Annotated in this window: 8 protein-coding genes; 3 read left to right on the top strand and 5 right to left on the bottom strand. The window is 68.0% G+C overall.

Annotated features, from left to right (window positions below; genetic code table 11):
- Positions 1 to 6 precede the first annotated feature (6 nt).
- The 3 genes from OCQ_RS05025 to OCQ_RS05015 form a co-directional block, all read right to left on the bottom strand.
- A complete protein-coding gene (locus OCQ_RS05025) occupies positions 7 to 1,509 on the bottom strand; it encodes an O-antigen ligase family protein (protein WP_014383942.1) in 1,503 nt (500 codons plus the stop codon).
- Positions 1,506 to 2,972: a polysaccharide biosynthesis tyrosine autokinase gene (locus tag OCQ_RS05020; protein ID WP_009955589.1), complete on the bottom strand. Its 1,467-nt coding sequence runs from the start codon at positions 2,970 to 2,972 to the stop codon at positions 1,506 to 1,508. Before OCQ_RS05020 ends, OCQ_RS05025 begins: the two co-directional genes overlap by 4 nt.
- Positions 2,973 to 3,149: 177 nt before the next feature.
- Positions 3,150 to 4,826, bottom strand: coding sequence for a hypothetical protein (locus OCQ_RS05015; protein WP_051019696.1), 1,677 nt, complete (start codon positions 4,824 to 4,826; stop codon positions 3,150 to 3,152).
- Between the two features lie 250 nt (positions 4,827 to 5,076).
- Here OCQ_RS05015 and OCQ_RS05010 point away from each other — a divergent pair, with 250 nt between their 5' ends.
- Entirely contained in the window at positions 5,077 to 5,871 is a 795-nt protein-coding gene (locus OCQ_RS05010; protein WP_014383940.1) for an FkbM family methyltransferase, read from the top strand.
- A 22-nt stretch (positions 5,872 to 5,893) separates the two neighbouring features.
- On the opposite strand, the gene OCQ_RS05005 is transcribed toward OCQ_RS05010, so the two are convergent.
- Together OCQ_RS05005 and OCQ_RS05000 are read right to left on the bottom strand one after the other, a co-directional pair.
- Positions 5,894 to 7,759, bottom strand: coding sequence for a putative bifunctional diguanylate cyclase/phosphodiesterase (locus OCQ_RS05005; protein WP_014383939.1), 1,866 nt, complete (start codon positions 7,757 to 7,759; stop codon positions 5,894 to 5,896).
- Between the two features lie 139 nt (positions 7,760 to 7,898).
- Positions 7,899 to 9,572 (bottom strand): hypothetical protein, encoded by a 1,674-nt coding sequence (locus OCQ_RS05000; RefSeq protein ID WP_051019758.1) that lies wholly within the window; start codon positions 9,570 to 9,572, stop codon positions 7,899 to 7,901.
- Between the two features lie 370 nt (positions 9,573 to 9,942).
- On the opposite strand from OCQ_RS05000, the gene OCQ_RS04995 reads away from it, so the two are divergent.
- Together OCQ_RS04995 and OCQ_RS04990 are read left to right on the top strand one after the other, a co-directional pair.
- Complete coding sequence (locus tag OCQ_RS04995) at positions 9,943 to 11,130, top strand: NAD(P)/FAD-dependent oxidoreductase (protein ID WP_014383937.1); 1,188 nt, start codon at positions 9,943 to 9,945, stop codon at positions 11,128 to 11,130.
- Complete coding sequence (locus OCQ_RS04990) at positions 11,127 to 12,038, top strand: RNA polymerase sigma-70 factor (RefSeq protein ID WP_014383936.1); 912 nt, start codon at positions 11,127 to 11,129, stop codon at positions 12,036 to 12,038. Before OCQ_RS04995 ends, OCQ_RS04990 begins: the two co-directional genes overlap by 4 nt.
- Positions 12,039 to 12,051 lie beyond the last annotated feature (13 nt).

Genomic DNA, 12,051 nt, shown 5'->3' with positions numbered 1-12,051 from the left:
GCTCGTCTACGGGAAAGTGACCGCGCCAACCGTGGCATCGAGGGGCGGGTCGGGCGTGGCGGCCGGCGCCGGATTGTCCTCGGTCCGGCTGCCCTCCGCGCCCCGGCGCCGCAAGCCGGCGTAGCCCATCGCCGCCCCCAGCGCCATGCCCAAGCCCAAGGCGTCCATCGGCATCTCCGGCAACGGCCACACGGCGGATATCGCCAACAGGCCCGCGGCGACGGCCGCACTGATTTTCGCGGGCGCCGGGGCGCACCGCAGCGCGAGGATCACCGGCGTGAGCGCGAACAGCACGAACGCGGCCATGCCCACCGCCCCGGCCTTAGCCAGCCACCACAGGTAGAAGTTGTGGGAGTAGGCGGGATAGAGGTACCGATGGAATTCGTCGTCGCCGGTCGGCGGCTGGTACACGTAGCCCAGGCCGTGCCCGAAGAACGGGGCCTGGGCGATGGTCTCCTTGAGGAGATTGATTTCTCGCAGTCGCTCCAGCGCCGAATCGTCCACCGCGAGCGCGCTCGACGTAACCCCGCCCAGCACCCGCTGATTGAACGCAACGTATTGATCGGCCAGCCACGCCCCGGTCTTCGAACGCTGCAGCAAAAACAGCGACCCGGGCACCGCCACCGCGACGACGGCCAGGCCGACCGTCGCGGCCACGACCGCCCGCCGCACGGCCGCCCAACTCAGGCTGCCCAACAGTGCGACCGCGGCCGCCACCCCCATGGAGATCAGCGTGTTGCGGGAGAAGGACAGCAGCGAAATGCTCAGCGCGGGAACGCCCAACGCGAGATAAGCCATGGGTCGGACCCGGCCCACGATCGGGGCGGCGACCAGTGCGCTCAGCACCGCGGTGGCCGGCGTCTGGGTGGACAGGATGATGCGCACGGCCTGACCGGCACCCGTCGTCCCCTCCAGGCTTTCCGCCCGACCGGCCAACCGGATGGCGTACAGCGAGCTGATGATCGCCATCGCCGCCGAAAACCACAGGATCACGATCATCACCCGGATCGACCATCGGACGTGTCCGCTGTAGACGACGAACATCGCAAGGACGAAGCCGATCGCCATTTCGATCATGGTGGTCGCTTCGCGGGTCACCGTGAGGTCGGGGTTTCCCGTGGCGAATCCGGTGGCCGTGGAACACAGCACCGCCACCACCAGGATCCCCGGCAGCACGAAGTCGGACGACCGCGGTTTCGCGGTGGGGATCAGGTAGCAGATCGCGAGGATGGCCGCCAGGTGGTACGCGTAAATCGTCAGCGGGCCAAAGACTTTCCCCACGTGTAAGCCTTCCGGCAGTGCCGCGAACGCACCGAACAGCGTGACCCCCACCATCCCTTCGGGTTTCACCCAGTACACGACCACGCAGAACAACGCGGCGGTCAGCAGCACACCCTCGGTGGTTCGGCGCACCGACAGCACGCCGAACGCGAAGCATCCGAACACGAAGATCGCCAGCAGGGCGCCATCCACGGCCAGGCGGTGACGGGCCCGCAGGTACGGGATCACGCCGGCCTGCTGACCTTTGACCGGTAGGCGCGGTCGGCGGCCCTGATGTGCAGCGACTGGCGGGCGTCGGTCAACACCGTGCCGACCACCTGTGCGCCGGCGGCGCGCAGGGCGGTCAACGCGTCCTTGAGTTCGTCCGCGGTCGTGCGCTTCGCGCGAACCACCAGCACGGTGGCGGGGACGGCACCGGCCAGCAGGCCGGTGTCGGCGGTCGCCAGCACCGGCGGGCCGTCGATGACGATGCGGTCAAACCGTGAGGACAATTCCTGCACCACTCGGTCGATCACTTCCGGCAGGTACGCGCTGGGGGGCAGACTCTCGCGCCGTGCGGACCGCGACGCGAGGATGTGCAGCTTCGAAATCGGCGTCGGCTTCACCACCTGGGCGGCCGCGGCGGGGTTGGCGAGCGCGTTGGCCAGCCCCTCCCCCGATTCGACCCTGAGCAGACCGGCGATCACGTGCCGGCGGCTGTCGCCCTCGACCAGCAACGCGTCTTCGCCCATCTCGGCGAGCGCGAGCGCCAGGTTCATCGCCGTCGTCGTCGTTCCCTCGCCACCGAACGGGCCCGCCACCAACACCTGACGGGCATTGGGTCCCATCGCCCTGAGCAGCCGGGTGCGCATGCCGCGCACCGCGTCGTCGAATGCGGTGTCGGTGCCGAACCGCGGAGTCCCGCCGCGCTTTCCCGGCAGCTCCGCCAAGGTCGGCAGGCCCGAGAGTTCCTCCAGCTTGGCGCGGGTGCGCACGGTGCGGTCGCCGGCCTCGCGGGTCAGCGCCACCGCGATGGCCAACAGCAGACCGGCGATGAACCCGATCGCCATGTTTCGCAGCGGCACCGGCGACACCGGAATCTTCGGAACGCGGGGCGGCTCGACCATCGTCGCCCGCGCCAAGGGCCACGGCTTGCCGGTCGGTCCCGCCGATGCCGGCACGTCGGACGGTTGACCCGACGGCGGCGGCGTCGTCTCGACCGCCTCGGGTCGCGGTCCCGCGGTGACCGGCGCGGCCACGCCGTTCGACGCCGGGTTCGGGGCAAGCGTCGGCAGCATCGCGCTGAACTGGCCGGCCATGGCGCCCGCCAGCGCGGCGGCGCGCGCCGGGTCGGTGTCTTTGACGCTGATCGTGAACAGCACCGATTTCGGGGTGTATTTGACTTGGGTTTGGCTCAGCAGATCATCGGCGCGCATGGGAAGTTGGAGCTGGCGGATGGCGCGCTCGGCCACGATGTGTCCACCGGCGATTTGCGCGTACGACGACAGCCGTTCCTGGGCGGCCTGCGTGCCGCTGTACACCTCGTTGAGGTCGGTCGCACCGGAAAACGAGATGAGGACCGTGGCCGACGACTGGTAGTGCTTGGTCTGCAATGCGGTCACGAACGCGGCGCCGACGGTACACGCCAGCAGCGCGGTCAAGGCGAGTTTCCAGTGCGCGCCGAGAATCCGGACGAAGGTACGGAAATCCATCGGCTATTAACCTTTCTAAAAGCCTTCGGCGGGAAGAAAACTCTGCGGTTTTGCCCCACCAGCCGCGCATACCACTGCAGATTATGCAGCATCATCAGGCGGGCATTGGCGGAATCGCGGTCCCGCTGCCCCGGTTGATTTACCGCGTAATTGGCGACGCGGCGCCCGCAGTCATCGTCACGCGGCGTGAGTCAACGCGTCGCGGGACAGATTCAGCGTCGCGATCGGATAGCATCCGGTGCCGTCGCGCCCGTCGCGCGCGAGCCGCATGGGCGGATAGTTCACCACGTGGTTCGCGCCCGGCTTGTGCTGTTGCCAATCGACCGAGGCGCACAACGTGTAGTGCCCTGGCGCCAAGCCCGCCAAGTCGATGTGAATGGACTCCGTCGTCGACGCCGGCAACGGCTCCTTGCCGGAGCCGTCCCCGGATGGGCTTTGGACCAGGGTTTTCAGCGCCACGGTCGCGGGAAGCGTGCGGACCACGGCCCCCGAGAAATCGACGAGCCGGTAGCCCGGGGCCCAGTTTTCGGTCGCGGCGGCCGCGCCGTAATTGGTCCACGCGACGGCCAGGGTCGCCTTGCCGTCTTTCACCGATTGCGATTCCTGCCGCGCCTCCACCGAATACCGGTAGCCTGCGACGACATTTGCCCGCGCCCACAGCAAGTACAGCGCCGGGTCCATCGGTGTCGACGAATCCACAGCCGGGAAGTTGAAACTCGATGTCATCGACACGCGGTACTTGACGACGTCCTGCAGGCCTTTTTCGTAGTAGGTCCGCGGATCGGTTTTCTCGGGCAGCTGGCACCATTCGGTGATCATCGGCGCCGACGCCAGCCGGTTCCTCAGCGCTCCGACCAGCGGGTCCTTGGACTGCACATAGTGGGAACCATCTCTTTCGGCCCACGCGGGCAGCGGATCCTGCACGCCCAGGCAGTCCGCGCGGATGCCCACCGGCGCGGACAGTTTCTTCGTCACGTCGTCGGCGATCAACTGGCGCACGATCTCCGGGTTCAGTGCGGTTGTCACCAATTGCGTGTGGGGAAAAGCGTTTACGGTCGCCGCGACCAGCTGCCGAATGGACTCGGCGGTGATGTTCTGGTCACGAAACTGGCTGTAATACCCCAGCTTCGCGACGCTCTCATCGGGTGCGGGCCCTGGCGCACCGAGTGTGTCACGCAGATACGAGATGTGGTTCTCGCTGAAATCGCCGTAGCCGGAGAATTCGAAGACGCTCAGCCGTTCGTCGCCGTCGTAACGGCGGCCCAACGCGGCCAACAGCTGGCCGAATGCGTTCAGGTAGTTCGGATCATTCCAGTTCGGAACGACCTGCGTGACGCCGGGCATCCACCAATATCGTTGCGGACCGGAGTAGTTGGTGGCCGCGGCGCCCATCCAGTCGGGCATCGCGATGTTGGTGTTGTTCGGATAGACGGTGTCGCAACACGAGTTGTAGGCGACCACACGAAGCGTCAGGCGCATGTTTCGACCGGCCAATTTCGTCAGGGCGTCATCGATCACGCTGAAATCGAATTTGCGATCGTCGGGAGCGTCCGGCGGCAGTGTGCTCGGATCGGTGGGCTGCAACTGGCGCCAGGGGACACGCAAACTGGCGTCGTAGGACGCCGGCCACGCCGGGTAGCGCCGCTGCGCCGGACTGCCCTGCGGGAACAGCGGTTGCAGGAGATCTTCGTACTGGCCGCGCAGCGGGTTCGGCACGTCCTGCACGGACAACGGTATGGCCGGACTGCTGATCAGGGCGAGCGGATCAAGGTCGCTGCGGCCGTCACATCCGTCGAGCACCAACGTCACGCACACGGTGACGACAAGGAGAATGTTCCTAATTGTCCGGACCATGATTGCTCGCGCTAAACCGTGTCCGACAAATGCATCTACTGCTACCTCTCTGGCGGTCGCGACTAGTCACATGCGCGGGATATCAAGGGTGACAACAGGGTACAGCCCGGGCCCGTGACAGATGGCTGAAATCGGGGCGCCCGGTGAAAAGCCCGCCGGCTTGGCGGGGCCTCCCGGCGCGCTTTGGCCATTGTCAAATCGCCGCGTCGACTAAGCTGGGGCTCCGCAAATCGGACAGGAGTCACAGCAGATGTCGGTCGCACGCTCGGCCAAAACGTGGCTCGCGCCGGCGGCAAAAAAACTCGCACCGCGCCTGTTCTGGCGGCGGAAGTTTCGAATCCTGCACCGCTTGGGGCAGAGCCGCGCGGACATCCAGCTGGTGGCGTCATTGTGCGATCCGAACCGGATCTCCCTGGACATCGGAGCGGACCTCGGCGAATTCACGATTGCGATGGCGGCGTCGTCGCGCTCGGTGACCGCGTTCGAGCCCCGGCCGGCGCAGGCCCGCGATCTGGCAGCGATGTTCGCCGCCGTCGGCGTCCCCGTCCGGGTGGAGGCGGTGGCGCTGTCCGACCGGCCCGGCACGATCGCCATGCGGGTGGTCGAATCCGAGCCGGGCCGAAGCACAATCGACACCGACAACGAACTCACCGACGTCGACGGGGATGACATTCGCCGCATCGACGTGCCGGTCAAGCGGCTCGACGACCTGCATCTTGACGACATCGGCCTGATCAAGATCGACGTCGAGGGCCACGAACTCGCAGTGTTACGGGGCGCCACGCAGACGCTCACCCGCAATCGGCCGGCGATCGTGGTGGAAGCCGAGGAACGCCATCACCCCGACGCCGTCGCCGAGATCACGGCGTTGCTGGCCGGTCTCGGTTACGCGGGTTACTTCGATCTCGGTGGCGCTCGTCGGCCCATCGCCGAGTTCGATCCGGCACAGCATCAGGACCCGGCCAACGTCGGCAGGCGGGAGGACGGCTGGGCCGCCCACGGCACCTACCTCAACAACTTTGTCTTCTTGCCCACCGAAGGCTGAGCGGCCTCCGCGATCGTCGCCGCTACGTCGAGCCCAGCGACGATGACTCGCGGTCGGCGAGAAACGGCATCGGCATCCAGCGCGCGGACAGCAGCGCTTCCATCGCGTCGCCGGGCAGGGGACGCGACAGCAGGAAGCCTTGCGCGCGGTGGCAGCCGTGTTGCATCAAAGTCAGTGCGGCGGCGGGGGTTTCGACGCCTTCGGCGACCACTTCCAGCCCGAACGCCTCGGCGAGCCCGATGATGGCGCGGACGATGGCCAGGTCGCCGGTGTCGGTGCCGACATCGCGCACGAACCCGGCGTCGATCTTGAGCATGTCGACCGGCAGGGATTTCAGGTGGGACAGAACGGCATAGCCGGTGCCGAAGTCGTCGATGGCGACCTGCACGCCGACTTCCTTGAGCTCCGACAAGGTTTTTCGCGTGGTGTCGATGTCGTGCACCACGGCGCGTTCGGTGATCTCGAGGCACACCGATGCGGCATCGATTCCGAACTCGCCGATCGTGTCGGCGACGCTTTCGACGAAGCCACGACTGATCAGCTGGATGGGCGACACGTTGATGCGCAGCATGGCGCCGTGCCCGACCCCATGGGCGCGCCACTGGCTGAACTCGGCGCAGGCGCTGCGCATCACCCACCCGCCCAACTCCGCGGCGAGGTTGGTGGATTCGGCCACGCCGATGAACGAGTCGGGCAGCAGCAGACCCCAGACCGGGTGCCGCCAGCGCACCAGCGCCTCCGCGCCCACGATGGCCCCGGTCCACAAGTCGACCTCGGGCAGGTAATGCAGGAGCAGACCTTCGCTGTCGATGTCGCCCTGCAGGTGCAACTCGATGTCGTTGCGGAACGCTCGCTTGAGCGACATGTCGTCGGTGGACACCGCCGTCTGATTGCCGCCGGCACGCTTGGCCGTCAGCACCGCCTCGTCCGCCCGGCGGAGCAGATCGGCGCAGTTGTCCGCCCCGGGCGTGCCCACCGCCAGCCCGATGCTGACGGTCCGGCTGATCACGTGGCCACCGATGGTCAGGCGATCGCACAGCATCGTCGACAGGCGACGCGCGAACGCCTCGGCGACCTCCGGCGACATCGGCTCGTCCGGGATGACGACGAACTCGTCGCCGCCGAGCCGGGCGATCATGCTCGGCGTTCCCGCGCACTCCTCGATGCGCTGCGCGAAGACCCGGATGAACCAGTCGCCCGCGCTGTGGCCGAGGTAGTCGTTGATCGGCTTGAGCCGATCGAGATCGAGGTAGAACACCGCGACGGGTCCGGGGCTGCCGGGCGCGAGGCGTCCGGACAGGTGCGCGACCAGCGCCCGCCGGTTGTACACACCGGTCAGGTCGTCGTGCTCGGCGAGGTAGCGGAGCCGCTCTTCGGCGACGATGCGCGCTTGAAGCTGGGCAAACAGCGCGGCGACCGCCTCCAGGGTGTTGATCTCCTCCTGCTTCCACCTGCGGGCGCCGAACTTCACGAAGCCGAGCACGCCGGTGCACGCGTCGCTGGACATCAGCGGCGCGGCCGCCACCGACGGCGACGCCGTCGCCTTGCCCGGCCTCAGCGCGCGGCGGACCCACCCGGCGGACCGATCCGGACGGGTCACCACCGGCTTGCGGTCGCGCTCACACTGGGCGAGCACCGACTCGACGCCGTCCAACTGCAACGCCGCCACCAGATCCGGATCCGGGCTGTCGGTTCGTCTCGGCCATTCGGCGACCAACGTCGACGCCGCGGCATCGTTGTCGTGGTGGCGCAGGAAGCTGGCGTCCACATCGAACTGCTCGACGAGCCGCGCGAGTACCTTTTCGCTGACCGAGGTCGCCGTGGGCGCCGTGGCCTCCATCAGCGCGGTGGCGACGGAGGTGACCACCAGGTTCAGGCTGCGCGGCACGGAATCCTCCGATACGGGGCACTATCCCGTCTGGGTCCCGAAGTCAAAATATGTCCGAGAACGGTATCACGCACGGCCCCGCCCATCCGGGGTTACGAAAAGCTCGCAGCCAACGAAGCAGCGCCGCGGCCGGACGATGTCACTGGCCGTTTGCCGAGGCCGAGTCGCTCGGGATGTCAAGCGTGGCAATCGGGTACAGCCCTGAGCCGTCGCGGCCGTCCCGGGCCAGGGCCATGGATGCGTAATTGACGACGTGCGAGGCGCCCGGCTTGTGTTGCCGCCATTCGACGGACGCCCGCAGCGTGTAGTGGCCGGGCGCCAGGCCCGTCACGTCGACGTGGACCGACTCGCTCGACGATTCGGGAACCGGCTCCTCGCGCGATTGGCTGGTCTCGTCATGGACCAGCTTCGCCAGGTTCACCGTCGCCGGCAGGCTGCGGACCACCGCCCCCGAGAAGTCGACCAGCTTGTAACCGGGCTCCCAGTGCTCGGTGGCCGCCGCCGAACCGTAGTTGGTCCAGGCCACCGAGATCGTCGCCACCTTGCCCTGGATCGACTGCGATCCCGGCTGCGCCTCGACCGAGTACCGGTATCCCGCGGAGGTATTGGCCTTGCCCCACAGCAAAAACAGCTTGGGATCCATCGCCGAGGCAGCATCCCGGTCGGGGAAGTCGGCACTCGAGGTCATCGACACGTGGTACCTGATGACGTCGTGCAGCCCCTTCTCGTAGTACGACCGGGGGTCGGCGCCGCTGGGCAACTGGCACCACTGGCTGATCACCAGGGCCGAGGTGAGCCGCTGCTTGATCGCGTTGACGACGGCGTCGTTGGAGCGCACGTAGTGCGAGTCGCTGGCGTCGGCCCATTCCGGCAACGGCGCCTGCACCCCCAGGCAGTCCGCGCGGATGCCGACGGGCGCGGCCAGTTTCTTCGTCACGTCGTCGGCGAACAATTCGCGGACGATCTCCGGATTCTGGGGGGCCACCACCAATTGCGTGTGCGGGAAGGCATTCGTGTTCGCCGCGACCAACTGCGCGATGGAGGCCTTGGTGATGCTCTGGTCGCGGAACTGGCTGTAATAGCCCAGCTTTGCCACGCTGTCGTCCGGCGCGGGCCCCGGCGCGCTCAGCGAATCGCGCAGATACGCGACGTGGTTCTCGCCGAAGTCGCCGTAACCGGAGAATTCGAACACGCTGAGTCGCTCGTCGCCGTCATAGCGACGGCCGAGGGCGGCCAGCAGTTGACTGATCCCGTTGAGGTAGTCGGGGTCGTTGAAATTCGGCACCACCTGGGTGACCCCCGGGGCCGAACTCTTCGCCGGCGCGGGATAACTGGCGGCGTACGGCCGCACCCAGTCCGGGATCGCGATGTTCGTGTTGTCGGAAGAGGTGTCGTTGCAACAGGATTTGTAGACGAATACGCCAAGGGCCAGGCGCATGTTCCGGGCCCCGAGCTTGTTCAGCGCGTCGTCGATCGCGCTGAAATCGAACTTGCGGTCGTCGGGCGCGTCGGGGGGCAGTGTGCGCGGATCGACCGGCTGCAACTGCCGCCACGAGACACGCAGGCTGGCGTCATACGACGCGGGCCAGGAGGAGTACCGCTGCTGCGCCGAATTGCCTTGCGGGAAAAGCGGATTCAGCATTTCCTCGTACTGGCCGCGCAGCGGGTTCGGGATCTCCTGCGCGCTGGGTGGGATGGCCGGGCTGACCATCGCGGACAGCGGCCCGGGGTCGCTTTTACCACCGCACGCGCTCAACACCAGCGCCGCGCACACGACAGCGGCAAGCGCGCGCGTCCTCCATGACCACAACATCGTCACCGCGTCAGATCGCACCCGACGACACGTCCGACGGCGAGGGCCCGCGGCCGCTCGCGCAGATGGTCGTCGTCAAGGTTGCTTCTCCCAATACACACCGATGGCGCGTGCAAGTGGCCCCATATTTCGCGGTTTGTCTGGTGCGTGTATCCGACCGGGGCGGGCCACGAATTGGCGTAGCGCAGCGTATCACGCGCGTTCCCGCGATGCTCCGCCGCAGCTCAGCGGGGGTGCGGTCCGTTGACGGCACGCTTCCGCCCGCCGGCGCGCAGTGAGACGGGTCACAATAGCGGTGTCGATGTCACGCTCGGCCGGTCTGCGGTGTCTCAAGGGCACAGGTCCTCACGAACAGCTAGGAGATATAGCCATGACCGAGGTGGCGCCTCAGAGAACTCATGTCGTCGTTGTCGGCGGCGGATACGCCGGGACGCTCGCGGCCAACCATTTGCGGCAGCGCCCAGACATCGACATCACGCTGGTGAACCCCCGGCCGGTCTTCGTGGAGCGCATCCGGTTGCATCAGCTGGTCGCCGACACCGGCGCCGCGACCGCCGATTACGCGACGCTGCTCGGCGACGGGATAGAGCTGATCGTCGACACGGTCGAAGGCATCGACGCGCCGGGCCGGCGCCTGCTGCTGGGCTCGGGCTTCGAGCTGGACTACGACTACCTGATCTACGCCGTCGGCAGCACCGGCGCGACGCCTTCGACGGTGCCGGGCTTCGCCGAGTTCGCCCACTCGGTCGCCGACCTGGAAAGCGCGCAGCGACTGCACTACGCGCTCACCGACCTGCCGCTACCCGCACCCGTCACCGTGGTCGGCGGCGGGCTCACGGGCATCGAGATGGCCTCCGAGCTCGCCGAGCGACGACGGCCGGTCACCCTGGTCTGCGACCCCGTTCTCGGCCCGTCGCTGAGCAAGCGGGGCCGGCGATCGGTGGCCAAGCGGCTGCGCCGCCTCGGTGTCACCGTGCTGGAATCCGTCGCCGTGGCCGAGGTGCGCTGGGATGAGGTGGTGCTCAACGACGGCACCGTGTTGCCCAGCGCGGCCACCGTGTGGACGGCCGGATTCACCGTGCCCGATCTGGCCGCGCGCAGCGGGCTGCGCACCGACCCGATGGGCCGGCTGCTCACCGACGAAACGCTGACCAGCATCGACGACGACCGCATCGTCGCCGCCGGTGACGCAGCCGCGCCGTCCGGTCAGCCGTTGCGGATGAGTTGCCAGGCCGCCGGACCCATGGGCGCCCAGGCCGCCAACACCGTGCTCAGCCGCATCGCCGGGGACGCGCCCGCGGCGCTGAACCAGGCGTTCGTCGGACAATGCATCAGCCTCGGTCGCGCGCACGCCACCTTCCAGCTGGCGCGCACCGACGACACCCCGGTGAACCTGTACCTCGGTGGCCGGGCCGCGGCTTCGCTCAAGGAGACGATCTGCAAGGCCACGCTGTGGGCGATCCGCCGCGAGGCCGCCAAACCCGGTTCGTATTTCTGGCTCAAGGGCGGCAAGCGGCCCGCGCAGTCACCGACCGGCGAGCGGGTCGCGTTGCGATGACACGGGCACCGATCGGCAGCGAGCACGCCGAACGCTTCACCCTGCTGCGGCCGCTGCTGTTCACCATCGCCTACGAGATGCTGGGCTCGGCGACCGAGGCCGACGACGTGCTGCAGGACAGTTATCTGCGGTGGTCGGCCGTCGACCTGTCGACGGTGCGCGACACCAAGTCCTACCTGGCCCAGCTGGTCACCCGGCAGGCGCTCAACGCGCTGCGGGCCGACGCCCGCCGGCGCGAGGAGTACGTGGGCCCGTGGCTGCCCGAGCCGCTGCTCCTCGAAGACCAGGACCCGTCCGCGGATGTCGTTCTCGCAGAGTCGATTTCGATGGCAATGCTGGTCCTGCTGGAGACGCTGAGCCCCGACGAGCGGGCCGTGTTCGTGCTGCGCGAGGTGTTCGGCTTCGACTACGGCGAGATCGCCCAGGCGGTGGGCAAGCCGGCGCCCACGGTGCGACAGGTGGCGCACCGGGCCCGTGAACACGTGCGGGCTCGGCGCAAGCGGTTCGAGGCGGCCGACCCGGAGCGCACCGCGGAGATCACCGCCCAGTTCCTGGCCGCGGCGGCGGGGGGCGACGTGGAAGCGCTGATGACCATGCTGGCCCCGGACGCCACGTGGACGGCCGACAGCGGCGGCGTGGTGAGCGCCGCCCGACGGCCGGTGGTCGGCGCCGACAAGGTGGCCCGGGCGATCGCCGGGCTGATGCGCAGGGCCGCGGAGATGGCCGCGCTGCGGGTGGAGACGGTGACCTGCAACGGCGCGCCGGCAGTGCTGCTCTACCTGGGCGTCCAGCTCGAAGGGGTGATCACCGTGGAGATCGCCGACGACAAGATCACCAACTTCTACGTCATGCGCAACCCGCGCAAACTGGCGGCGCTGGCCACCGCTCGCGACATCAGCCGCGGCTGAGCGGCACACTGGG

The organism is Mycobacterium paraintracellulare (assembly GCF_000276825.1).
In the GTDB taxonomy this organism is placed as follows: Bacteria; Actinomycetota; Actinomycetes; order Mycobacteriales; family Mycobacteriaceae; genus Mycobacterium; species Mycobacterium intracellulare.
The sequence above is the reverse complement of the archived record's forward strand: the minus strand, read 5'-3'. Positions and strand labels throughout refer to the sequence as shown.

Excerpts from the sequence above, each read along its gene's own strand:
- OCQ_RS04990 (WP_014383936.1), top strand. The coding sequence starts at position 11,127 with ATGACACGGGCACCGATCGGCAGCGAGCACGCCGAACGCTTCACCCTG.
- OCQ_RS05020 (WP_009955589.1), bottom strand. The coding sequence starts at position 2,972 with ATGGATTTCCGTACCTTCGTCCGGATTCTCGGCGCGCACTGGAAACTC.
- OCQ_RS05015 (WP_051019696.1), bottom strand. The coding sequence starts at position 4,826 with ATGGTCCGGACAATTAGGAACATTCTCCTTGTCGTCACCGTGTGCGTG.
- OCQ_RS05000 (WP_051019758.1), bottom strand. The coding sequence starts at position 9,572 with ATGTTGTGGTCATGGAGGACGCGCGCGCTTGCCGCTGTCGTGTGCGCG.
- OCQ_RS05010 (WP_014383940.1), top strand. The coding sequence starts at position 5,077 with ATGTCGGTCGCACGCTCGGCCAAAACGTGGCTCGCGCCGGCGGCAAAA.
- OCQ_RS04995 (WP_014383937.1), top strand. The coding sequence starts at position 9,943 with ATGACCGAGGTGGCGCCTCAGAGAACTCATGTCGTCGTTGTCGGCGGC.